This window comes from Emticicia sp. BO119, from assembly GCF_013912375.1.
In the GTDB taxonomy this organism is placed as follows: Bacteria; Bacteroidota; Bacteroidia; order Cytophagales; family Spirosomataceae; genus Emticicia.
Map to the genome: position 1 here is coordinate 13,827 of NZ_JACETV010000011.1, position 24,346 is coordinate 38,172.

The 24,346-nt window shown below is 38.3% G+C and carries 17 protein-coding genes; 4 read left to right on the plus strand and 13 right to left on the minus strand.

Annotated features, from left to right (window positions below; all coding sequences use genetic code 11):
* Window positions 1–464: 464 nt before the first annotated feature.
* A complete protein-coding gene (locus H1R81_RS24875) occupies window positions 465–2,177 on the minus strand; it encodes a DUF6089 family protein (RefSeq protein WP_181843467.1) in 1,713 nt (570 codons plus the stop codon).
* 231 nt (window positions 2,178–2,408) lie between these two features.
* Window positions 2,409–4,490, minus strand: a complete 2,082-nt coding sequence (locus H1R81_RS24880; protein WP_229251218.1) for a S9 family peptidase — start codon at window positions 4,488–4,490, stop codon at window positions 2,409–2,411.
* Between the two features lie 322 nt (window positions 4,491–4,812).
* On the opposite strand from H1R81_RS24880, the gene H1R81_RS24885 reads away from it, so the two are divergent.
* Window positions 4,813–6,294 carry a M28 family peptidase gene (locus H1R81_RS24885; RefSeq protein WP_181843468.1) on the plus strand — a complete coding sequence of 494 codons (1,482 nt, stop codon included), beginning with the start codon at window positions 4,813–4,815 and terminating at the stop codon, window positions 6,292–6,294.
* A gap of 49 nt (window positions 6,295–6,343) precedes the next feature.
* Here H1R81_RS24885 and H1R81_RS24890 read toward each other — a convergent pair whose 3' ends face one another.
* The 4 genes from H1R81_RS24890 to H1R81_RS24905 are packed head-to-tail and all read right to left on the minus strand — an operon-like array spanning window position 6,344 to window position 9,150.
* Window positions 6,344–7,039 carry a GIN domain-containing protein gene (locus H1R81_RS24890; RefSeq protein WP_181843469.1) on the minus strand — a complete coding sequence of 232 codons (696 nt, stop codon included), beginning with the start codon at window positions 7,037–7,039 and terminating at the stop codon, window positions 6,344–6,346.
* The gene (locus H1R81_RS24895; RefSeq protein WP_181843470.1) at window positions 7,036–7,431 is read right to left on the minus strand and encodes a GntR family transcriptional regulator; all 396 of its coding nucleotides are present in this window, start codon (window positions 7,429–7,431) and stop codon (window positions 7,036–7,038) included. The genes H1R81_RS24890 and H1R81_RS24895 overlap by 4 nt, the downstream gene beginning before the upstream one ends.
* A 4-nt stretch (window positions 7,432–7,435) precedes the next feature.
* The gene (locus H1R81_RS24900; protein WP_181843471.1) at window positions 7,436–8,251 is read right to left on the minus strand and encodes a hypothetical protein; all 816 of its coding nucleotides are present in this window, start codon (window positions 8,249–8,251) and stop codon (window positions 7,436–7,438) included.
* Between the two features lie 11 nt (window positions 8,252–8,262).
* Window positions 8,263–9,150, minus strand: coding sequence for an ATP-binding cassette domain-containing protein (locus H1R81_RS24905; RefSeq protein ID WP_229251219.1), 888 nt, complete (start codon window positions 9,148–9,150; stop codon window positions 8,263–8,265).
* Window positions 9,151–9,347: 197 nt separating this feature from the next.
* Here H1R81_RS24905 and H1R81_RS24910 point away from each other — a divergent pair, with 197 nt between their 5' ends.
* A complete protein-coding gene (locus H1R81_RS24910; RefSeq protein WP_181843472.1) occupies window positions 9,348–10,889 on the plus strand; it encodes a YifB family Mg chelatase-like AAA ATPase in 1,542 nt (513 codons plus the stop codon).
* A gap of 58 nt (window positions 10,890–10,947) precedes the next feature.
* On the plus strand, window positions 10,948–11,379 hold the full coding sequence (locus H1R81_RS24915) for a lasso peptide biosynthesis B2 protein (protein ID WP_181843473.1): 432 nt from the start codon (window positions 10,948–10,950) through the stop codon (window positions 11,377–11,379).
* 358 nt (window positions 11,380–11,737) lie between these two features.
* Here H1R81_RS24915 and H1R81_RS24920 read toward each other — a convergent pair whose 3' ends face one another.
* From H1R81_RS24920 to H1R81_RS24950, 7 genes are all read right to left on the minus strand, one after another.
* On the minus strand, window positions 11,738–12,184 hold the full coding sequence (locus H1R81_RS24920) for a hypothetical protein (protein WP_181843474.1): 447 nt from the start codon (window positions 12,182–12,184) through the stop codon (window positions 11,738–11,740).
* Window positions 12,175–13,341, minus strand: a complete 1,167-nt coding sequence (locus tag H1R81_RS24925; protein ID WP_181843475.1) for an exo-alpha-sialidase — start codon at window positions 13,339–13,341, stop codon at window positions 12,175–12,177. The genes H1R81_RS24920 and H1R81_RS24925 overlap by 10 nt, the downstream gene beginning before the upstream one ends.
* Window positions 13,342–13,401: 60 nt before the next feature.
* Window positions 13,402–14,589: an AGE family epimerase/isomerase gene (locus H1R81_RS24930; RefSeq protein WP_181843476.1), complete on the minus strand. Its 1,188-nt coding sequence runs from the start codon at window positions 14,587–14,589 to the stop codon at window positions 13,402–13,404.
* A gap of 27 nt (window positions 14,590–14,616) precedes the next feature.
* Complete coding sequence (locus H1R81_RS24935) at window positions 14,617–17,259, minus strand: sodium:solute symporter family transporter (RefSeq protein WP_220275308.1); 2,643 nt, start codon at window positions 17,257–17,259, stop codon at window positions 14,617–14,619.
* Between the two features lie 29 nt (window positions 17,260–17,288).
* Window positions 17,289–18,227: a dihydrodipicolinate synthase family protein gene (locus H1R81_RS24940; RefSeq protein WP_181843477.1), complete on the minus strand. Its 939-nt coding sequence runs from the start codon at window positions 18,225–18,227 to the stop codon at window positions 17,289–17,291.
* Window positions 18,228–18,305: 78 nt separating this feature from the next.
* Complete coding sequence (nanU, locus tag H1R81_RS24945) at window positions 18,306–19,841, minus strand: SusD family outer membrane lipoprotein NanU (protein WP_181843478.1); 1,536 nt, start codon at window positions 19,839–19,841, stop codon at window positions 18,306–18,308.
* A gap of 21 nt (window positions 19,842–19,862) precedes the next feature.
* Complete coding sequence (locus tag H1R81_RS24950) at window positions 19,863–23,135, minus strand: TonB-dependent receptor (protein ID WP_181843479.1); 3,273 nt, start codon at window positions 23,133–23,135, stop codon at window positions 19,863–19,865.
* Window positions 23,136–23,525: 390 nt separating this feature from the next.
* On the opposite strand from H1R81_RS24950, the gene H1R81_RS24955 reads away from it, so the two are divergent.
* Complete coding sequence (locus H1R81_RS24955) at window positions 23,526–24,230, plus strand: FadR/GntR family transcriptional regulator (protein ID WP_181843480.1); 705 nt, start codon at window positions 23,526–23,528, stop codon at window positions 24,228–24,230.
* Window positions 24,231–24,346: the final 116 nt, after the last annotated feature.

Sequence of the window (24,346 nt, forward strand, 5' to 3'; positions counted from 1 at the left end):
GCCTGACCTAATTCTGCTATATATGTATAAATTGGCGGGCCGTTCATTCTTGCTGTGCGGTGAAAACCGAAAAGCTGAAAATAGGATTTCGTATCAAATTCTTATCTGAACAAGCTATAGGGTTTTGCTGATGTATAAAGGTTTTGTCCATGTTAATACAACTGTTAAAAATTTCTTGCAATACTGAAAACCAGAAGTTATTACCATTAATTTTCAGGAAACGGGCATAAATCTATTGTTTTGTTATGAGTTTTAACTGTATCTTAAGAACTGAACAAAACTTTAATTACTTTGTTGGTAGCTAAACGTTTTGTCCATAACACAACCTTTTACTATATCTATCAGGTATTAAGCATTGCTCATATTAATGAAATATACTTAAACTTTAACAGCACTGTTATCTGGTGAAAAAAAAGAGCAGAACCTTAAAGTCCTGCTCTTGTGTTATAATTCAAATCTGATAATTATTTCAATTGGAACTCAATACGTGTGTTAGCTTTCTTACCGTCAGGCGTTGTATAAGGCGTTGATGGGTCTTCATCTCCTTTGCCTTCGTAAGTCATACGTGCTTTGCTGATACACTTCTTCTTCAAGAAATAAGCGTAAATAGCACATGAACGTAATTTAGCCGAACGCAGATTAGCAGAAGTGCTTGAACCATCGTTGTATGCTACGATATTAAGAATACTATCAGGGCATCTTTGTAACAATGCACAAACACGATCTAATTTCTTATAAGAAGTTGGTTTCAATTTGTTTGTTCCGTTATAGAACTCAATACCTTGTGCAGCAAAGCTTAATTCGTCTAATTCTGTTTTAGAAATCATACAACCGCTCAATGTTCTGTAACCCGGAGCCATGCCGTTTACCCATCCTTCAGGACAACCATCGTTTGTTTGTAAGCCTGCTAAATCAGGGCATTTATCTTTATCGTCAGCTACACCGTCTCCATCACGATCCGGACAACCTTTTGCAGAGGCCACACCTGCCAAGTTCGGGCAAGCATCATCTTTATCTGCAATACCATCGCCATCTGAATCAGGACAGCCATTCAATGAAGCAGGACCAGGCTCGTTCGGACAAGCATCGTCTTTATCAGTAATGCCATCACCGTCAGTATCAGGGCAACCTTTCAATGCTTTCAAACCAGGTACATCCGGGCAAGCATCGTCTTTATCAGCTACACCATCTTTATCTTTATCAGGACAGCCATTCAATGAAGCAGGACCTACTACTGTAGGACAAGCATCATCTTTATCGGCAATACCATCACCATCAGTATCAGGGCAACCTTGTAATGCCATTGGTCCGGCCTGAGTCGGGCAGGCATCATCTTTATCAGGAATACCATCACCGTCAGTATCAGGACAGCCCTGGAATTTACGTAATCCTTTTTCGTTGATACAGGCATCGCAACGGTCAACCACCCCATCTTTATCTGTATCTTTATCGCCGAAGCGATATGAGCCTAATAGATTAACTACTGCATACCCATCCTTCTTAGGTACATTAGTTTCTAAACTTGTAGTAGAGGCATGTGTACCATCAAGGTAGTCAGAGAATACATAACGGTATCCAGCTTCCAAACCAAGTGTCCATCTTTCTGCCAGGTTCCATTTTACTCCCAATCCGAATGGTAACATAAAAGCTGCTTTTTTCAGATTAGCTCTGTCTTCATCCATTAATCTTTGCAATGGAGGGAAAGCGCCACCAGGTTGCACCTCAAAAGTCGGATTAGTAAATACACCCCCTATACCGCCAAATATATAAGGTTTTACTGTTTTCTTAAATGTCCCGTCACAATAATAAAAACGCTCCCCAAACGGATACAACTCACCTAATAATGCTACTTCTGTTAATGGAGAAGTAAATTTCAGACGACGGTAATCCCATCTTCCATCAGGTTGATCCAAATCATTTCCGGCTAAAGCTCCTACCATTACCTGACCTCTTAATGCAAAATAGTTGCCGAAATGTCTACGCACAAATGAGCCGAACATTGGGCGATTTTGTGAAAGATATGCTTTACTACAGTGCATATCACCGAAATATTGGTTAGCACCAAGTAAAAGACCAACCTCCCACTTATATGGTTTACAAACGCTACAGGTGTCTTGGGCTTGCGACGCCAGCGAGAATGTTAACAACGCCGCAAATAATAGTATTGCCTTCTTCATGTTGGGGAATTTTTATGTTATATCAAATAAAACAATGTAAAAAATTGGACTAAATAAAGTATTTTGGGTCACAATCTGCTCGGAATATTTGGCAAAGAAAAAACAAAATGTTATAAATTTCTAAAAAAAAGGTTCATTTTTTTTGCGAATATGATTAATCGGTAAAATTGTTACCTCAACAGTGTGTTTTTAATAGCCAAAAATATAAACTAACAAAAGTGCAGAAATGTTTTAACCCAAAATATCGGCCAAATCTAAAATAAACGCGTATTCTTTTGCAATCAGTTTTAAGGAAGCGAACCTTCCTGATGCGCCACCATGACCAGCTTCCATGTCTATATATATCAATAATAAATTGCTGTCGGTTTTTAACGTACGTAACCTGGCAACCCACTTGGCAGGCTCAAAGTATTGCACTTGTGAGTCGTGTAAACCAGTAGTTACCAGTAGATTAGGATAATCTTTTTTATTGACATTATCGTAAGGAGAATACGAAAGCATGTATTCATACGAGTCTCTGTTTTTAGGGTTTCCCCACTCTTCAAACTCACCCGTTGTTAAAGGAATGCTTTCGTCTAACATGGTTGTTACCACATCTACAAAGGGCACAGAGGCTACTATTCCTTTGTATAAGTCAGGCCTCATGTTAGCAATAGCTCCCATTAGTAAACCACCAGCGCTGCCACCCATTGCAAATAGTTTGGCCGGGCTGCAATACTGATTAGCAATTAGAAATTCAGAGCAATCAATGAAGTCGTTGAAGGTGTTGATTTTTTTAAACATTTTACCATTATCATACCATTCTCGACCCATTTCCTGACCACCTCTGATGTGGGCAATAGCATAGATAAATCCCCTGTCGAGCAGGCTTAAACGAACAGAGCTGAAGGTGGCATCTGTAGAGTATCCATATGAACCATACGAATACTGAAGGAGCGGTGCTTTGCCGTTAAGTTGTGTGCCTTTCTTATATACTATCGAGAGTGGAACTCTCGCTCCATCTCTTGCAATAACAAAAACTCTTTCGGACACATAATTGTTTTTATTAAATTCACCAATTACGGCCTGTTCTTTTTTCAGGTCTTTGAACCGGGTATCTAAATTATAATCAAAAGTAGAAGCAGGGGTAGTAAGTGAGGTATAAATAAAGCGTAAAATATTCGTATTAAATTCATGATTAGCTCCTATATAGGCATCATAGGTTGGTTCGCCAAAATCTACATAATGTTCTTCTTTGGTGTGTTGATTAATAACTCTCAGGTGAATCAGACCCTCGTTTCTTTCCTGCAACACGAGGTGATTTTCAAAAACCTCTATCGACTCAAGCAATACTTCTTTTCTATGGGGTATTACGTCTTTCCATCTGGTCTTATCAGCCACCTGTTTTTCTTTTACTTCCATTAACTTGAAGTTAATGGCTTCGTCCTGATTGGTCTTGATATAAAACTTATCTCCAAAATGTTCAATATTATATTCATGTCCGCGTACTCTTTCTGAAAAAACCTTAAACTCACCCATTGGTTTTGCGGCATCTAACAAGCGGTATTCGGTAGAAACTCCATTATGATCACAACCGATAGCAATGTATTTTTTTGACTTCATCCGATACAGTCCCATATAGAACTGATTGTCTTTTTCTTCATATACCAATACATCACTTTTTACATCGGTATCTAAAATATGCCGCCATACCTGATACCCCAAGAGTGTTTGCTGATCTCTTCTGATATAGAAAAATGTCTTGTTATCGCTGGCCCAGGCATAGTTACCGCCTTCGGTATTTTTTATCTGATCTTTGTATAGTTTGCCTGTTTGCAGGTTTTTAAATCTTACTGTATAATTCCGGCGACTAACAGTATCAATTCCATAGGCTAATATCTCTTCATTGTCGGTTATTTCGTAGCCGCCTATGTTAAAATAAGATTTGTTTTTGCCCAGTTTGTTACCATCTAATAAAATCTCTTCAGGTGCGTCAGGGCTTTTATTTTTGCGGCAATAAACGGGGTATTCGCCTCCTTCAATGAATCGGACATAATAGTAGTAGTTGCCATCTTTTACTGGTACAGATTCATCCTGTTCTTTAATACGGCTCTTCATTTCCTGAAAAAGCTTTTCTTCAAAGGGCTTTACAGGAGCCATTACCTGGGCTAAGTAATCGTTTTCGGCATTCAGATAAGCCAGTACTTCCGGATTTTCTCTTTCATTAAGCCAGTAATAATTGTCAATCCGGGTATGCCCGTGAATTGATAACTCTTTGGTCTGTATTTTTGCTATCGGTGTGGTAATACCGTCATGCTTCATTAATTGTCCCATACTCATTTATATGATAATTCAAATCTTCCGAAACCTTTTTTAAGGAGCCTATCCGATATAGGGTGGGGCAACAAATAAACTGTTTTTTTGCCAATATTGTTGAAAGTGGTGGTTGAAATCAAAAATTAATTTATTATTAACAGACGAGAGAAACAGGCAAAATGTATCAGGTTATTGTGTTATTTTTTGCGTAATTAAACGGTTAATAGTGGCAAGAATAACCAAAGTAAAGTAGGTTTTTGTTAAAATGAAAAAAATAACGATTTTTACACTAATATTACACACCAAACTAAATTGACCTAAACACTTAAATTACAGGTAGATGAGAAAGAAAATTTTATTTTTAACGCTTACTGTTAGTGTTACGTTATTTTCGGCGTTTATAAACCCAGCTGATGAACTTGAAGCACTTTTTGCAAAGATTAATGATGACGTTTTGAATCGCGGCCGGGCCTATGAAACATTAGGAGAGGCTACGTCTTCAATAGGTCATCGGCTGACGGGAAGTCCGAACGGAAAAAAAGCGGAAGATTTTGCCTATAAACTATTGAAAGAATATGGGTTTGCCGATGTAAAGTATATGCCTTTTGAGGTGGAGTCGTGGGCGAGAGATACCGTTAGCCTGTCTATTGTGCCTAAAGGGAGTGATAATTTTCGTGAGGTAGAAGTAGTGGCGCTGGCACATTCTCCGGTTTCTTCACATATCAAAGGCCCGATTGTTGATTGTGGAGATGGTATTGAGGCTGATTTTGAAAAAGTAAAAGATGAGGTAAAAGGTAAAATAGCCTTGTTCAATATCAATCTTCAAGCACCTGAGAATAAGGGTAAGAAAAACCTGCATCGTTCTGAAAAAACGGCTTTAGCTATTAAATATGGTGCTGCCGGAGTAATTATTGCTAACGCAGTAGAAGGAGGAGTGTTATTGACTGGAACCGCTTCGGTTACAGGGGCTTTGATTCCGATTCCGGCGGTGTGTGTATCGGTAGAGAGTGGTAAGGCTATCCGTAAATGGATGAATGATGAGAAGAGTATCTGGGCGGTAATTGATATGCAGAATTTCAGCCGACCTATCAGAGCCAGAAATGTGATAGCCACGCTACCAGGTAGTTCTAAAAAATATGCAAAGGATAAAATTGTGATTGGGGGCCACCTGGATTCGTGGGATTTGGCTACAGGAGCAATGGATAATGGCATTGGCTCTTTTACGGTATTAGATGTAGCCAGGGTTTTTCAGTCTTTAAAACTGAAACCTAAACGTACTATAGAGTTTGTGATGTTTATGGGCGAGGAGCAAGGTTTGTTAGGCTCTAAAGCTCTGGTGAAGAAGTATAAGGATGAAGGAAAATTAGATCAGATTCAACTGATGATGAATCTTGATATGGTTAATAATGCCAGAGGGTTTAATGCAATGGGACGTCCTGAACTACGTGCCTTCTTTGATGAAACAGGTAAAAAAATAAAGGCAGTAGACTCAACCTTTACCAATACCAATCCTAATTCAGCAGGTTTGCATTCTGACCATCAGCCATTCATGATTCAGGGCGTTCCGGTTTGTTCGCCATCAGGAAGTTTTCCGGTAAAAGCGTATAACTGTTACCATGCCAATTGTGACCGTTTTGATTTGATTGACAAAAAGCAAATTAACAATAATGTACGTTTTACAGCTATGATGTTATATGCTTTAGCTAATGCTGATGCGCTGCCAGTGAAGAAAATGAATGATAATGATACCAAGGAGTTTTTGATTAAACAAAATCTCAAAAATGAATTGATTATAGGTAAAGACTGGCGTTGGGAGCAATAAGAATTTTAAAGTATTATAAAAAATGCCCTCATACTGATGAGGGCATTTTTTATTGCAAAAGACCTGATTTCTGTAATAAGAGCAGATGTTCTTTTGTAGCATTTATCTTAGCTGAGGGACTTATTTTCAGAGATACTTTATTGAGTTTGACTTCTCCCAATTCAATTTCAGACTGTTTTTGGAGATTTATATCGAGCCTATCAACAACACAGTTTTTGATAAGTCTTACTTTTGCCACATCAGTCGTATTGACATCTAAATCTTTAATTTCTGTGTTTGTAATGGTTATTTCTGCATTTCTTTCAATGCTTGTGTGCAGCTGATTAAGAGAAAGTCTGTTGAGATATATCCTGCCAGCATTAGCTTCTATTTTTTCTGGATTTATACCTGAGAGAAAAATATCTAAGCCATACGAATAGGGGAGTGTGCTGTGGATAATAAGTGTATCGCCTGACTGTGAATAGGTAACGTATTTTCTGAAAAAGGTATTTCTTGGTAAAATTAATGCCCTTTCATTGCCAGGAATACAACTTACTGAAAATTCATTAATGGCATCTCCTTTATTGCGATCGCTCCCTTGAATGATTAAGAACCTTATGGGTTTCAATGCTACGCGGTCAGCATTACGAAATTTGTCTTTCATGTTAATCTTCTTGTATTCTGCCTTTAATTGGAACGCCGTAAAAACCATTGCAGAAATTAATAGTCCTAAAAAGGCTAATAAGAGTTTATTGCTTGTTTTCATATTTTTGTATCAATGGAAAAGGTTTCGGTTTTCTCTTTCTTAAAAATTTCAAATCGATTTCTTAATTCGTCAAAATCAATATTCAGGAGGTCAATATTCCGGAAGAAAAGCGGCAGGTCATTTTTCAGAAAATCTTCTTTCCTGAAAGCTAAGGCTTTGCTTTTGCCATCTTCCGTAACAAAGTATCCCATACCACGTTTGGTAAAGATGATTTCTTTCTGGGTCAGAAACTCATAAGTACGAGCTACTGTATTAGGATTCACTTCCAAGCTTACGGCTAATTCTCGAACAGACGGAATTTTCTCACCCTCACGCCATTGGACTAACAATATATTTTCGCAAACCATCTCGGCAATCTGCAGATAAATGGCCTGATTGTTTCTGAATTCCATGAGCTTAAATTTCTTTTTCCTTGAGTTTCAAAAAGGTAATAAATATAAAAAACAGAGCTGTTCCTAAAGTTAAAGTCAGGTTGATAATATAACTTGTAGGAGAAGGAATACTTATTGTATCAGCCACATTTTCATCAGTGCTTAGGAAATAAATCTCTGTTGGGGTGAATATACTTCCACCAAAGTCTTTATTTCCAATAGTATCTGCAAGAATATTTCTTTTGATTATAGTAAATAGATAGATTAGTGAAAAGAAGAATATAAAAACCAGCAAGGCAGTTTTTATATAAGAATGTTTTTCAAATAACAGGCTGCTCAATAATGCAATGGGTTGTAATACCAAAAAAAGAAGGGTTATTGACAATATAAAAGAATGTGGGTCTCTGAAACTTAACGGGTTTAAATCCCAAGTATCTATTTTTACAGTAACAACTGATTGAATGGTATGGACATAGATAGCGTCTAATGTAAAAAACAGTACAATGTACACTATAGGGAATATAAGTGAGGCATAGAAGATTGCTGCCAGCAATTTCTCAAAAGCTGTGGCAGGTAAAAGTAGAAAATTGATATTCTGGCCTTTGTTTGAAAAATCTTTCCATAGAAAATTGGCAAATAGTGTCCCAGAAATCAAAAGTCCAATACTGTAGATTGTCTGACGAGAAAGGTAAGCAATAATATGAGTTCTATCGGTAGTCAGAAAATGAAATAAACAATATAGAGATATAAGCACGCCCAATGCAATTGCCCAGATTCTATAATTTTCTATCCAGGTTTTTTTGATTAATAGAAAAAGTCTTTTAGTACTGAAATGAGTCATGTTCTTGAAATTTAAGCGTGGTAGTTGTTGATCAGATTATTATCGAACATTTGTTGTAACAGGTCTTTTTTATGTAATACAGCATTAAAGAGTAATTCTAAATCGACCTTGGTATGTTCGTGTGTCAGGTTAGGCATAACTTTCATTAAGCCCATAATTGTTTGTTCGGTGTAGAAAGCTGTCTGTAGATTTTCGGTATTCGCTGTAGCCTTAAAGCTGAGACGTTCGCTTATATGTTCGATTGATTGTTGTAATACAATCGTATTTTCTTCTAAAATAATGATATTGTCAATCAATCCATCAAGGTCTTTTACATGGTGTGTAGAAACAATGATAGCTTGTTCGTCAGATATAGTTGAGGCAATCAATTTACGAAACTGTCTTTTAGAAGGAATATCCAGGCCATTTGTAGGCTCGTCTAATATCAGTAGTTGCACATTAGTTGCCAGGCCAAAGCCTATTAATACTTTTTTCTTTTGCCCATACGAGAGTTTAGAAAGTTTATCTGATTTAGATAACTGAAATTCTTTTAAATAATTTTCAAACTGCTCGTGATTGAATTTAGCATAAAACGGACTATTGATGTTCACAAATTCGGATATGCTGATAGCAGGTGTGTGAAATTCTTCAGGTAGAAAGTACAGGTTTTCAAGGGTGGCTATACTTCGTTTACAGGTGTCAATACCATTAAACTGGCAGGTGCCTTCTTTGGGGAATAGCAAACCTGCCATTAGTCGCAGAAAAGATGATTTCCCGGCACCATTCCGACCGAGTAAACCATAAATGTTTCCTTGCTTGAGTGTTAGCGAAAGATTATCAAAGAGCGGTTTTCGTCGGTTATAGCCAAAGCTAAGGTTCTGAATAGTAAGCATAAAAGAGTTATTTAAAGTGACAGCCATTTTATCAATGAATATTTAGATTTGTATAGTGTATTAGTTAAATAGTGCACTACAAAATAAGCTTATAGATTTTTATTAAACAAGCATTTTGTAGATTTTTTTAGCATTGCCATAGCGCAATAGTTTCAGAAGAAATATTGTAGTTTTGTAAAATACTGATTGGAAGTTTTAACTTAGTAGAACAAATAGAATATTATATGTTATCAAAAACCTTTGGTGCTGCTGTGTATGGTGTAAATGCCACCTTGATAACTGTCGAAGTAAGTGTGATGCAAGGTGTGGGGATGTCGATTGTAGGATTACCCGATGGAGCTGTGAAAGAAAGCCAACAAAGAATAGACGCTGCACTTAAACATGGGAATTACCAGGTTTCCCGACAAAAGACAGTGATTAATTTAGCCCCGGCTGATATTCGGAAAGAGGGGTCGGCCTATGATTTACCAATGGCAATAGGGATATTGACTGCCGGAGAGCATATAAAACCTGCTAAGAATCTGGAAGAATATGTGATTTTAGGTGAATTGGCCTTAGATGGTATGCTTCGGCCGATCAAAGGTGTTTTGCCTATTGCCATTGAGGCCCGAAAGAATAAGCTGAAAGGTTTTATTCTTCCGGTTGAAAATGCAATGGAGGCATCTATTGTAAATAATTTAGATGTAATAGGCGTAGAAACCCTGAAAGATGCTATTGATTTTCTGATAGGTGTCAGGGAAATTGAACCATTGATAACCGATACAAGAGATATTTTTTATAATGCTATCAGTGAATATGAGGCTGATTTCTCGCATGTACAAGGGCAGGAGAATATCAAGCGGGCTATGGAGATAGCAGCCGCAGGTGGGCACAATGTAATTATGATTGGCCCACCGGGTGCTGGTAAAACTATGCTTGCTAAACGGCTGCCTTCTATCTTACCACCCTTGACATTGCATGAAGCCTTAGAAACAACCAAGATACATTCGGTAGCGGGGAAGTTAGGAGTGAAAGCGTCTTTAATTGCCCGAAGACCATTCAGAGCACCACATCATACCATTTCTGACGCAGCCCTGGTTGGTGGGGGTGGTTTCCCCCAACCGGGTGAAATCTCTTTAGCCCATAATGGTGTTTTGTTTTTAGATGAACTACCTGAATTTAAAAGAACGGTTTTAGAGGTAATGCGTCAGCCTTTAGAAGAAAGAAAAGTAGTAATTTCAAGGACAAAACAGGCGGTTGAATTCCCAACAAATTTTATGTTGGTGGCGAGTATGAACCCTTGCCCGTGTGGCTATTATAATCATCCTGAGAAGGATTGCACCTGTCCACCTGGTGCTGTGGGCAAGTATCTGAATAAAATATCAGGGCCATTATTAGATAGAATTGATTTACATGTAGAGGTAACACCTGTCAATTTTGACCAGATTTCATCTACCCGAAAGAACGAATCTTCTGCCACTATCAGAGAAAGAGTAGTAAAAGCCCGGGAAATACAGACAAAACGTTTTGAGAATTATCCAGAAATTCATTCAAATGCGATGATGCCACCGGAAATGGTAAAAGAGATTTGTGATATTGGTGAAGGAGGTAAAGTGTTATTAAAAAAAGCGATGGAGCGTTTAGGCTTATCAGCCAGAGCTTATGACAGAATATTGAAGGTGTCACGAACGATAGCTGATCTGGCAGAATCAGAAGAGATCAGGATTGAGCATTTAGCCGAAGCTATACAGTTCAGAAGTCTGGATAGAGAAAACTGGGCGGGGTGAGATTCCCTAAGATGTAATGAAAGCGTTAGCAATATTGAAGCTAAAAAAATATTATCTGATGAAAGTATTTAGTAAAATACAGGTCTTTGTCCGTTTGAGCTTCCGACGGAAACTTCTTTTATCAGTATTGTTTCTGCTTTCATTGTATAGTTATATCATGCTTCTTTTTTTTAAAAAGAAAGCTAAGTTTGGAGAGAGGAACAAACCTGTTGTGAAATCAGGATCAGTCGATATGGAGTTAGTTAAAGATATTAGCTTTGCCATCAGAATTGTAAGTAAGTATAGCCCCTGGCAAAATGTCTGCCGGCATCAGGCCTTTCAGGCAAAAATGCTTTGCGATTTCAATAAAATACCATATACTATCTATATAGGCGTTAAAAAAAATGAAGATGGAGTACTTGAAGGACACGCCTGGACAATAGTTAATGAACAGTTTATGACTGGTTTTTGCAAAGTTGAAGAGTATGTGATTCAAACCAGTTTTTCTTAGCAGAGGATTTAAATGTATAAAACATTCCTCTGTGTTTTCAATAATTGTCTGATTGTTCGTATCTATTCTGATCTTTCTTCAATTGAAAATCCTGAATCCTTATTGAGCCCATTTCTGATGGAGTCTACATTAAGGATAGTTAATTACTCTATAATCCGTGTAATTTCTGAACCTCCCCAACTAATAGTATTTTTTTAAGCACCGAAGACCTTGTTAGCAAGATAGCCTTTATTTTATAATTATTCTTTTACTAATAACCTTAAAAAAGAAAGGTTAAAATTACTATTAGTTGCCGAGCTTCAAGTTTTAATAAAGATTTTATCTGAACTAAATAGCCTTTAATGAAAGAATTTTAGGTTTAAAAATTTCCACTGAGTTCAATTTTAAAGGGCGATGCAGGAAGTTTATCATTGTTAATAAGATTGCAGTCTGGGTAAGGTGCCCAGGCATATCGGATGCTTGTCAACTGGATAAAAGCCGGAAGCCTGATAATGATTTTATTTCCTGCTATACTTATGTTTTCAGCATCAATTATTATTTCTTTATTCCTATGAAGATTATAGCCATATAAAACAAAGCCTTTGGGGCTTTTATTATCATTTGTTTTAAGTCCTTGAGCATTACTGAAAAATAAATGTATTTTACCGAGGTTTAGCTCATACTTTTCAAAAGCAGATCCTGAATACTCAATCTGCTGATGATAGGTAAGTGTCTGGGCAAGAAGAGATAATCTTTCACCGACAATCTTTTTATTGGTGGGGTGCACATCAAGAGAGAGTTTTCTGATAATACTTCTTAATTCCAATGTACAGTAGTAAATACGATTTGGCTATATCGGTCTTTTTCATACAAAACACCTATAGTGTTTTTATTAATTCTGACAATATCTGAATAAGCGGTATAGTCTTTTGATTGTTCGTTCGAGCTTTTGTCGACTACTTTGTTTATACTCCATGTTTTCCCTTCATCAAAACTGATTCTGAGCGTCAGATTATCGCGTTTTGTCTGGTGCGCTGCGTTTGAGAAGGCCAGAATATGTTTTCCTTTTTTGGTTCCAAGCGATAGGATACTTCCTTCGCAGACAGGGTCAGGCAGGTTTTCATCGAAATAGGTTTTTTCCCAGGTCTCGCCACCATCTTTGCTGATAGATACAATTCTTGCTTTTTTATCGCCTTTCTGATTGCGGGCGTTGAGTATTAAACCATTCCCTGAAATTTCGGTTGCGGTAGCCTCATTCCCTCCCGGAATATTGATAGTCTGACTTAATTTAAATGTTTTTCCATGATCATCACTATAAAAACCATGAGCAAAATAGTCTTCAGCGTGTTTTTGTGAGTCTCCTTCTGAATGGTTGGCAGCTACATAGATACGGCCTTTATACTTCCCATTTTGTATCTGCAATGCATGGCCGGGAGTATTGGCATAGGAACGCCAATCTTCTTTGAAATTGTAAAGAGGATTTATCTGAGGTTGATTAGGTTTATGAACCTGTAAAGTGATGTTTATGCCATCGCCCCAGGTATTCCCCCCATCAACCGATGTCTTATACCATACCTCCCGCAGCCCTTTCCCTTTCCTTACCTCGTTTTCATGATTATTACCTGTATTGTAAAACAGGAAAATCCGTCCGTTCGGAAAAGCAGGGTCTGAATTATCAAAAACAGGAGCGGGGTTTCCGGCTTGCAAAGAATCATAATCTACAATGGTCTTGAGGTCACTCCAGGTTTTGCCTTGGTCTATACTTGTTTTCATCACAATGTTAATATCGCCGAAGTCGCCACTTCCATTCACCCTTCCTTCTGCAATAGCCAGTAGTTGACCATCGGGAAGACTGATAATGGCCGGAATGCGATAGGACTTATGGCCTTCTTTTCCTGAAGTAAAAACAGGTACACCGGTTTGCTGTGCATTGATTTTATAGAACCCGATAGAAATAATAAGTGTTAAGAGTATCTTTTTCATGAATAGTGATTTTTCAGTTTTAAATCCAGAAATAGTTCGCTCTGTTAGCTGAATAAAGAACTAATGAGTGTTTAAGTATTTTTCAAGTATCTTATAGCAATACCATTCCTGACGAGGCAGGTGAAATGGCCCTTTAAAAAGATTGCCCTTGGCGGTTTGCGCTACCTGACCATCTCTGTGTAAATATCCATACCATTCGCCAAACTCTTTGTCATAAAAATGGGTATAGGCATAGTCGTGCACCATTTTGTGCCATAGGGCATATTTTTCATTGCCGGTTAATAAATAGGCTAATAATGTGGCTATGATGGTTTCGTTGTGCGGCCACCAGAATTTCATATCCTGCCAGTATTCCTGAACTGGTTTATGAAATACATCTCTGAAATAGAAAATCCCGCCATGTTCTTTATCCCAGCCTCGTTCCCACATATAATCAAGCATTCTGCACCCCAGATCAATCAGATGAGGGTCATTGTTACGATATTGCGCTTCATGCAAGATAAACCATGCTCCTTCAATGGCATGCCCCGGGTTGAGTGTCCGGCCGTCAATATGGTCAATAATGCTTCCGTCAGGAGCTACCTGTTCCATCACGCAATGTATATCATCCTTTACGAAATCTTTTTCAATCTCCTCAATCCATCGGCTAATCCACTCATCACAGCGTTCGTCACCAATTGTTTCACGCAATTGCTGAGCGGTATTAATCATAATCATTGGCACACCGATTCCTTTAGAAGGCCTGTTTTTTGTGAATTTTGCCGGAAGCAAACCCGGACTCGTAGCATATTCAATGCACTTACCGAATAAGAAACGGGCTTTGTCGGCGGTGGCTTCATTATCTGCTACTTTAGCATACGCGGCATAGGCAATAGTAGTAAAGGTTTCTGAAAAAAAGTATCGTCGCTTCCGAACAGGATTTCCCTCTCGTGTAACATGAAAGAACATCCGTCCGTCCTCATCAAAGCAATGATTGGTAAGAAAACCGATCCCGCTTTTTGCGGCGTCCATCCAAATATCCGATTTCCCGAAAGTATCGCTCAATGAAGCAAGCAACCATACTGCACGGCCTTGTATCCATACGGCTTTATCATCATCAATCAGGCTTCCATCCTGGTCTCTCATTAACAGATACCCGCCATATTCCTTGTCGATACTTCGAGGAAACCAGAATGGTACTGTGTCGTTGAGTAGTTGATTTTTGTAAAAATCTCTTAGTATAGTTAATGATTCTTTAGAGTATATCATTACAATTTTTTACATTTTTAGAAATCCTTACCCGAAAACAGTCAGGCCTGTAATATCCTTTTGTTTTTCTTTAAATACCAGACTAAACAAATAGCCAAAAAAGACGCAACAGACTAACCCTGTGAAGGCATATAACAGAAAGTTTATGGAAGTAAATTTGTTAATGAGGTATTGAACAATACCACTACAGATCAAGCCCAGAATTGTTCCTTTAGCTGTGGCTCTTTCAGTAAAAATACCTAAGACAAATAACCCACCTAAACCACCTGTGAATAAACCGAGAATGGTATTAAATTCGTCCCAAAGTGATGAGATTCCCTGAGTGACCATGAACATGGCCAGAGAAGTAGCAATAATACCCATGATAAGCGTGATGATTCTGGCGAGACTCAGGTATTTTTTCTCGTTTTCGGAAGGGTTATATTTTTTGTAAAAGTCAATGATGATAGCAGTGGTTACAGAATTCAGACTGCTACTTAGTGTAGACATGGCAGCAGCAAAAACCGCTGCTATCAACAGACCTACAATACCGGGAGGTAGTTGGTTCACGATGTACCAGGGAAAGATAGAATCCTGGCTTTCGATACTGAAATTTGTTTTTTCAGGAAATGCCCTGTAAAACAAAAATAGCATAGAGCCTATCGTAAAGAAAATGAGTGCCGATGGGAGTGCCATCCACGCCCCTAATTTTAAACTCTTTTTTGAAGCTTGTTCATCTTTGGTGGTCAGATATTTCTGTACTACGGTTTGGTCTGCTCCATAAGTAATAACATTGATGGCTATACCACCAATCAGTACCACCCATAAAGTTGATTCGCTAAAACTTAATTTTGTATTGAGAATATCTAATTTTGCATGGTTCTGAAGCTCTCCCCATAATGTTGATATATTGGTTTGCAGTTGTAAAGGAATCAGTATAAGACATAACAATGCACCGCCTAATAAAATAACTACCTGTATCACGTCTGTCCAGACTACGGCTTCGATACCGCCTTTCATTGTATAGAAAATGGTTATAATACCCATAGCCAGAATACAGAAACTAACATTGATACCCGTAACTAAAGTAAGAGCCAGACTGGGTAACAAAAGAACAATGGCTAATCTCCCTACTTGCATTAAAATGTATAGTAAAGAAGCTAACGCACGGGCAAGATAGCTGAACCTTTTTTCGAGGTATTCATAGGCCGAAGTAATTTCGAGTTTTCTGAAGAAGGGTATAAAATAAGTGGTAATGATGGGGATGACCATAATGATGGTCATCTGGAGCATAAAATAGTTCCAGTTAGTTGCATAAGTTTTGGCGGGAATAGACATAAAAGTGATGGCACTAAGCTGTGTACCATAAATACTTAACCCGGCAGCCCAACCCGGGATTTTCTGACCACCACGAAAATAATCATCAGTAGAACCCTGGTGTTGTGAGGTTATCAGGCCAATTCCTATCATCAGAAGCAGATAAGTAGCTAAAACGCTATAGTCAATCCAGCTAAAATATTGCTTTTTGACTAAAACTCCTCGCAGAACTTTGCTTGTTCTGATACCGGGTCGAATTTCTCCTGATGGAATAATTATTTCATCTTTCCATTTTACAGCAGTTGTCGTTACAGGGGTATTAAAGGGAACTTCTCCTACTTTTGTCCAGACGTCAGTAACAGTATTGTATAAGCAAATATCATGGCTGAATCCCTTATGACTCTCAAGTAATATTTGTTTTTCTTTGATAAGTTGTTGTTTTTCTTCTTCTGTTTTTGCCTGTGAAATACTCAGGTTGAATTTTTCAATCCGGCTAAAAATATCTCCTTTATCGCCACCAATGAGTAAGATATAAGTAGCACCGATAGCCACACCTGTACCCGCCGATAAAGCAGGAAAATCTGATTTCCCGTCGCCAATGTTTTTTAAGGCTGTCCATTGATTTTTTCTACTATCGAACCGGTAATTAGTACTATATAAACTGCTGATGCCGGTTGCTGTTTTGGCTCTTCCACCCAACAGATAAATACATGGGTATTCGCCATTTGATTGCGTAACTGCCACCGTATGGGATACGGCTGTCGGAATATCCGGTAGTTTTTTCCAACTGGTGGCATTAACACTTATATCAAGGCTATAAAATGTATGAAGTGTTTTTTCCAATGTTTCACCTCCGGCTACATATACCATGTTTCCAATAATGGTTGCCGAGGCATTCGTTAGTGCTACGGGCAGGTCGGGGAACAACTTTATAGCTACTTTTTTATTTGCGTGATTCCACTGTAATAAAAATACTTTTTTACTAAGACCATTTTCGTTTTCTCCTCCTATTGCCAATACACCCACTGGTGTGCTTACAGAAGCACTATAAGCAATATTTGCGGGAAGGTTAAATGTTTCTTTTGCCCATGTTGCTACTCCCTTTTCGTTTTTTAGCAGTACATAAATTTCAGAGTAGTATTTTTTCTTTCCTCCTTTCCAGGGCATTCCTTCGCTAAAGTTAGACCCGCCTGCTACCATAAGCGCATCATTATGTAAGCCAATTATTGCCCCTGCCAAACCCATCTGATTTTGCCCAGGCAATGGTGCTAACTCCGACCAGGCAATTGATTTATTCTGCTCACTTTGCGCAGAAGTATGTAAAGACAAAAGCATGTTAATGATAGTAACAAGGATACAAATTTTTTTTTTCATTGCTGTCATTTTGTTGAGCTATCAGATTGTTAAGCTATCAAAACATTTTTTTGAGAGCAAAACGAAGAAAATTCAAGTGCCTGCACATCTTCTTTAAATGCAGTAAACTGAACCGAAGTCATGTTTTTTACGGGTAGCCTGAATTCTCCGCAATCTAAGCCAACCATTTTCATATAAGCTTTTCCGGTAGCAATACCTCCGTATTTTCCTAATAACCGAATCATGTCGATAGATTTGAGTTGCCAGGCTCTGGCATTATCCAGGTCATTTCTATTGAAAGCCTCAATCAATTGATGATAGAGCGGAGCAGCGTAATTAAATGTACTACCTACTGCACCCTCTGCGCCAATCGCTAATGCGGCTAACATATTTTCGTCTCTTCCCCATAACATATCGTACTTGTTGTTTTTAAACGCCAGACAAGACTGAAAATCCATGAAATCTTCATGGGTATATTTTATTCCGGCAAAATTGGGTATCTTATCATCAACGGCTCGCAACAAATCAAACATTGAAAATCCTACACCCGTCAGCACTGGAATATGATAATAATAAAAGGGCATATCGGGTACTACTGCCGCAATTTCTTTGCAGGCTTCAGCCAGCACATCCACATTGGCAGGTTTAAAATAAAATGGTGCTGTAAATGATACGGCATATAAACCAATCTCACGAGCATACTTGGCAAGTTGTTTACAATCTGTAATACTTGTACCTCCAAGAAATAGCATCACTTTAAAGGCTTCATCATCTCGCGTACAATCAGCCCATGCTGCGGCTACTGCTTTTTTTTCTTCGGCCGAAAGAGAAACGCCCTCGCCTGTTGAACCACAAATGAATGCCCCCATAACATCGTTATCTTTCAGCATCTGATAATAATGAGGTATTAGTGTCAGGTTTAATGAGCCGTCGATGTGCATGGGTGTGAACGGAGCAGCGATAAGACCCTTTAAATGTTCAGTTTTCATATATCAGAATGTATAGAATAGTATATGTAAATTTGAAAATAAATGGCAGATTTCAAAATACTGCCATTCGTGATTGAATTAGAAATTAGGATACCCTTCGGTCTGAACTAATGCCCTGTTGTTGGTGAGGGAATTACGGTCTATTGGCCAAAGGATTTTATAACTTTCATTTGCTGATAAAGAAGTATTTGCAAAAACATATTGATTGCCGAGTCTTCTAAGGTCATACCATCTTTTACCTTCAAAAATGAACTCAAAAAAACGCTCTTTCAGAATAGCTTCTGTTATGTTGTTGTCTCCTGGCTGATTAGGAAAAGCATATAAACTTTCATTATATTTTTCTTTGAAAGCTCTCTTTCTTACCAGATTAATTTCTTCGGCAGGATTCTGACCCAGAATATTTTTAGCTTCAGCTATCATGAGCAATAAATCGGCATATCGGTAGACGGGGAAGTCGTTGGTTAAAACTCTTGCGCCTGCATTTTGTTCACCCTGATATTTTTTAGCAAAACTCCCTGCTAATACAAAGTCAGACCCTGATTTACTATAGGCCGGCTGAATACTTGCCAGTTTTCTACTGTCTGCATCATCAAATTTATTATAAGCTGAAGTTTTAACCGGAGCTCTTAGCAGACCGCCCCAGTTGTCTGTAGTAACATTAAACTGACGTGAGCCATTAAGGTCATAAAAATTGGCAATCAAACCTGACTGCGGAACAAAATTACTCTGTACAAAGCTCATGCTGGCCTCATTGAGTTGGTATCTGATGGCAAAGATTATCTCACTGTTACCTTTGTTGTTTGCCTCAAAAACACTGCTGAAATTGGGCAATAAAGAGAGACCTGAAACATTGGTCTGAATATCCTTCAGTGCATTCAGTGCAGTTGTGGCATCATTAGAACCACCGCCACGATAGCTCGTCCATAAATACGCTTCCGCTTTCAGCATAAGCGAAGCAGCCTTCGACCAGAATCCTTTGTTATTTCTGAAAGTATAATTTGTACCAAAACTATTCACAGAGTTTTCAATATCCGATTTGATAAGGCTTATTACTTCCGATTCTTCCGATGCAGCTTTAGCCAGATTAGAAATATCAATCGTTGTAATAGGCTCTGTCTGTATTACCACTTTTCCCCATGAGCGTAACAAGTGAAAATAATAGCTGGCTCTCATGCCGTAGGCAATACCCAGATAATAACTTTTATTGGCGGGGGTAATAATGTTTGTTTTATTAAGTTTATCTATCAGTAGGTTAATCTGAACAATATTGCTATAAAACCCTCCGAAATTACTTACACCTGCATTGTCAAGGTCAAGGGTATGTAACCACATCCGTTCAAGTCCCTGGGTTGCTTCACCAGTAAATGCTCCGGGATTACCCTCTTCTGTACCGAAAATATCAGCACGGAGTTCTCCCAGAGTCTGGAAACTGGCGTTGTGGCTTCTATAGCGAGAATGGATACCAGAAACGAAAGCATCAAACTGCTCAGCCGTTTTCCAATAGTTTGCATCACTGATACTACTAACCGGAGATAAGTCAAGTTCGGAAGAACAAGAAACACCGGCTAATGAGAGTCCTGTGCAGATGATTATATTTTTTATGGTCTTTTTCATGATAATGCTGTTTTTTGATAATTAAAATGTAACCTGAACGCCAATAACTGCCGACCTTGGGGTAGGGTAGGTGCCCATATAAACGCCACCTGCCGGAGGCTCAGGCGAAGGGCCACTGAATTGGGTTATATAGAATAGGTTATTGAGATTGGTATAAATTCTTGCCTGCGAAACCCATTTTTGTGGAATTACTTTACCGGTAAGGTCGTATGAGAGGGTTATCTCCCGGCAAGCCAGGTAATCTCCTTTTTCATAGAATCTTGAATTATTACCATTCAGCACCGCACCTGCATTATTGGCTCTTGTATAATTCTTCTTTCCGGCAGGAGCTCCTACCTGGTCGGCATAATATACTTTCGGAATATCAGTATCCGTGTTCGTCGGGGACCAGGCATCTTTTTGCATTTCAAGATAATTGAATGTCCCCTGATAATTACCTAATGTCCGGGCTACAAGGTCATTATAAATGGTATGGCCTAAAGCGAAATCAAAACGGGCAAATATAGAGAAGCCTTTATAAGACAGGCTCGTAGAAAATCCTCCAGTGGCTTTCGGGTTGATATTGCCAAGATATACCTGGTCTCTCGAGTCTATGATACCATTGTTATCAACATCAAGCCAGTTCACATCGCCCGGAGTTATTTTATTCGGCATTCCTGCCACATTTGGGCCACCAATACCTGCTATAGCATCTATTCTGTTACCAGCTATTCTGGCAATTTCTTCATTATCTTTAAAAATGGAAACCTGTTTAAATCCATAGATAGCTCCTAAAGGCTGGCCTTCCTGTAAACCTCCAACCCACACTACCTTTCCCTGTGCCGGGTCATATATCTGAAACCCACCCTGACGGTTATTTTCATTCCCGTTGAACGGTAATTGCAGGATCTTGTTTTTTACGAATGAGATATTACCACCTGCTTCCCAGACCAATCCGTTCGGATTTCTAAGAATAGTAACATTGGCTGTAAACTCCCATCCTTTGTTCTGGAAAGTTCCGAGGTTGGTTCTCACAGAACTAAATCCTGCATAGCTCGGTAGGGTGAGGTTTGTAAGAAGATCACTTGTTTTGCGGTCATAGTAATCTACCATCAAAGTTAGCTTATTATTAAAAGCAGTAAGGTCAAGCCCAATGTCAAGTGTTTTGCTTTTTTCCCACCTCAGGTCATTATTAATGATACTGGTGTTCAGAAAGCCCAGCGCACCATTGTAATTTCCTTGCGAGCCATATACTCCTTGCACCTCATATTCACTGATGCCAGCAATATTTCCGTTAATACCATAACTTACCCTTGGTTTCAGTGAAGAAATAACCCTGGCTACTTTGCTATTTATAAAGAATTTTTCGCGGTGTACATTCCAGCCTGCCGACATTCCGGGGAAGAATCCATAACGGTTGGCTTTTGCCAGACTTGAAATGCCATCTTGTCTGTAAACAAGCGATAACAGATAACGGTCATCATAGTCATAATTCAAACGACCAAAGTTGGATAAAATACGGTATTCACTTTCTGATGTATAATTACTACCTGCCGCAAAAGTGGTAGAAGCATTAGCCGTTGGAATATCGTCAGTAGGAGCGTTCTGTCCGAATACCTGCATATCATAGCGTTTCTGTCTGAACGTTTCAATCCCCAGCATCGCATTGATGTTATGGTGTGTGCCTATTTTTTTTGAATAGTTGATGATAGCATTGTATTGTTGCTGCATCACTCTGTTAAAATAAGAAACAGAGTTACGGGTAGTATTGCTATAAGAAGGTGGATTGGTATATAGGTTAGAATAAGTCTGTGTTGCCAGAGAAAAAGAGCGGTCAAGTGATTCAAACAAATAGGCATTACCAGATAGTTTGATGTAAAGGTCTGAGGTAATGTCATATTTAGCTGAGGCGTTAACTGTGAGTCTGTTTACTTCATTACTTCTTTTAGTTTTACTTAGCCAGTATAATGGGTTACCATCGCTTACCCCATTTCCGGGATTGGGTTTAGTTTTAAGTGAATCTAACCAAGGATTCATCGTAGGCCAGATAGCGAGGTTTCTGTAAAGTGTGTTTACTTCTGAAGCGAGCGTTCCTATCTGAGAAGAGGTGGAGAACGTTGCACCGGTGCTTACTTCAAGTCTTGGTTTTATTTTGTAAGAGCCATTAATATTTCCGGTATATCTTTTATAATCTGATCCGATAATTACTCCGTTTTCCTTGTAATAGTCAAAACTGGCAAAGTATTTACCTTTATCGTTCCCCCCCATCAGGTTAATGTAATGGTCTTGTGTATAAGTATTTCTAAAAACAAGATTTTCTATCTCATTGCCATGATCTTTAAACAAAATAGAACCACCATAAGGGTCATCAACGCGCTCCCATCCCTGAGCCAGAAGCCCCGCATTAGTGGTGTTGTCAACTCTGATATCAAACAATGCAAGGTCGGCGGGGTTGGTTAATAATCCATACCCTCTTGAAGAATTTACCTGAGCAAGTGTCCGTTGAGAATTCAGGTTGCCTAATCTATTATAATAGATATAGTCTCTGGCATTCATATATTGGTAGCCTTCTCTGTTTTTATTGAAGCCTCCATTAAATTTATAAGATACTTGAGCCATCCCTGCTTTGCCTTGTTTGGTAGTAATAAGAATTACCCCATTGTTTGCCCGTGCACCATAAATGGCTGTTGAGGCGGCATCTTTCAATAATTCTATCGAAGCAATATCATCTGGTGATATGTCATTTAATGCTCTGATTACGCCATCAACTACTACAAGCGGTGCACCCGGACTATTGATAGAAGCACCACCTCTTAATAGTATGGTAGGCACACCACCCGGTGAGCCGGTTCTGTTAATTACCTGTAAGCCTGCAAGCGAGCCTTGCAGGGCTGAGCCCACGTTGGCACGCGGAGCATTGGCTAATACCTGATTATCGATTTTTCCGATTGAGCTGGTAATATTTTTTCGTGATTGAGTACCGTAACCAACCACAACCACCTCACCGAGGTTAGTCATATCAGGTTTCATACTTACATTAATAACATTTGAAGTACCTACTTTTATTTCCTGAGCCAGATAACCAATATAAGTAAATACAAGCTCGTCGCCGCTATCGGCAGAGATAGTAAATTCTCCATTATTGTTAGTCTGAGTACCTATGGTTTTGCCTTTTATGAGAATACTAACTCCCGGAAGTGGGATATGATCATCGTCTGCCATTACTTTTCCAGAGATGTTTTTTATTTGGCCCCGGGCTGTTCCGACAAAAAGAACTGAGACAAATAAAAGAAATTTCGATAGAGTTGAGTTCATAACAAATGAATTTTGTTTATGTATTATGTATTACATAACAAAAGTAAGGTGATTTTTTATTCTTACAAATATTTTTTCCCTTTTTTTATAAAAAGTTGATTTTTTTATTGTCAAGTAATTCACTGGAGCCATTTTTAAGGTTTAAGCATAAGGTTTGTTATAACTATTTATTGTTTTTATGATTATTCACATATTTTTATATTTTTATGAATATTTGGGTTATATATGCCATGATTCTCTCTATTTTCGAAGTGGTTTTTCGGTTATTTTCAACAGTATTTAATCAATTTTCTGTTTTTTTATCAGAAATAGGAGTTTTATGGGGACAAGGTTTTTTGTTATTCATATTTTTCTATAATTTTACTTATTAAATAATACATAATACTATTAATGGATATAAAAAATACTTTCACTACACTCGATACCAGTTCACTGGTAGACAAAGTAGAATTGAACTTAGTCGAGTTGCTTCGCCAACGTAAGCTGAAAGTTGGAGACCTGATTCCGAAAGAAATAGAATTAGTGGAAGCCTTGGGGGTAAGCCGCACGGTAATAAGAGAGGCATTGACGAGATTAAAAACAATGGGCTTAATAGAGTCGAAAAAAAAGAAGGGATCGGTTATTACCAGTCCCGACATTTTCGGGACATTAAGTAAAAGCATGAATCCTTATGTGCTGAGCCAGGAAACGCTCAGAGAAATGTTTGAAATACGGTTGGTATTGGAAATAGGAATGGCCGATTTTATTTTTCAGAAGATAACAAAAGAAGATATAGAAGAATTAAGAGAGATTGTCAGTAAAGAGCCTCCACTCACCGAGCATCATCTATTCAATATTGAACACGAAATTGCTTTTCATGGGAAACTTTATGCTATTACAGGTAATGAAACCCTAAAAAAGTTTCAGAATATGCTTCTTCCGGTTTTTGATTATGTACATAACAGTGGTTTACTCAAGAAACAACTTCATCAAAGAAAATTTGTCTCACATAAGGGATTGGTAGATATTTTAGAGGATGGCTCTCCTGAATTATTCAGGAATGGTATGAGGAATCATTTGGAAAATCATTTTGCCAGGTTATTTGATACGAATTAGTTTTTATCTATTACTTATGAAGCAAACAGGCAATTTACTAAGATATCGCTGATGAGTCGTCTGAAAGAACTGCCTGCTTGCTATTTTATGATTGAATTACTGTTTTATACTGAAAA

Bases quoted from the DNA above. Each gene is read 5' to 3' on its own strand.
- H1R81_RS24950 (WP_181843479.1), bottom strand. From the start codon at position 23,135: ATGAACTCAACTCTATCGAAATTTCTTTTATTTGTCTCAGTTCTTTTT.
- H1R81_RS24875 (WP_181843467.1), bottom strand. From the start codon at position 2,177: ATGAAGAAGGCAATACTATTATTTGCGGCGTTGTTAACATTCTCGCTG.
- H1R81_RS24890 (WP_181843469.1), bottom strand. From the start codon at position 7,039: ATGAAAACAAGCAATAAACTCTTATTAGCCTTTTTAGGACTATTAATT.
- H1R81_RS24930 (WP_181843476.1), bottom strand. From the start codon at position 14,589: ATGATATACTCTAAAGAATCATTAACTATACTAAGAGATTTTTACAAA.
- H1R81_RS24880 (WP_229251218.1), bottom strand. From the start codon at position 4,490: ATGGGACAATTAATGAAGCATGACGGTATTACCACACCGATAGCAAAA.
- H1R81_RS24905 (WP_229251219.1), bottom strand. From the start codon at position 9,150: ATGGCTGTCACTTTAAATAACTCTTTTATGCTTACTATTCAGAACCTT.
- H1R81_RS24935 (WP_220275308.1), bottom strand. From the start codon at position 17,259: ATGAAAAAAAAAATTTGTATCCTTGTTACTATCATTAACATGCTTTTG.
- H1R81_RS24885 (WP_181843468.1), top strand. From the start codon at position 4,813: ATGAGAAAGAAAATTTTATTTTTAACGCTTACTGTTAGTGTTACGTTA.
- nanU (WP_181843478.1), bottom strand. From the start codon at position 19,841: ATGAAAAAGACCATAAAAAATATAATCATCTGCACAGGACTCTCATTA.
- H1R81_RS24910 (WP_181843472.1), top strand. From the start codon at position 9,348: ATGTTATCAAAAACCTTTGGTGCTGCTGTGTATGGTGTAAATGCCACC.
- H1R81_RS24915 (WP_181843473.1), top strand. From the start codon at position 10,948: ATGAAAGTATTTAGTAAAATACAGGTCTTTGTCCGTTTGAGCTTCCGA.
- H1R81_RS24955 (WP_181843480.1), top strand. From the start codon at position 23,526: ATGGATATAAAAAATACTTTCACTACACTCGATACCAGTTCACTGGTA.
- H1R81_RS24900 (WP_181843471.1), bottom strand. From the start codon at position 8,251: ATGACTCATTTCAGTACTAAAAGACTTTTTCTATTAATCAAAAAAACC.
- H1R81_RS24895 (WP_181843470.1), bottom strand. From the start codon at position 7,431: ATGGAATTCAGAAACAATCAGGCCATTTATCTGCAGATTGCCGAGATG.
- H1R81_RS24925 (WP_181843475.1), bottom strand. From the start codon at position 13,341: ATGAAAAAGATACTCTTAACACTTATTATTTCTATCGGGTTCTATAAA.
- H1R81_RS24940 (WP_181843477.1), bottom strand. From the start codon at position 18,227: ATGAAAACTGAACATTTAAAGGGTCTTATCGCTGCTCCGTTCACACCC.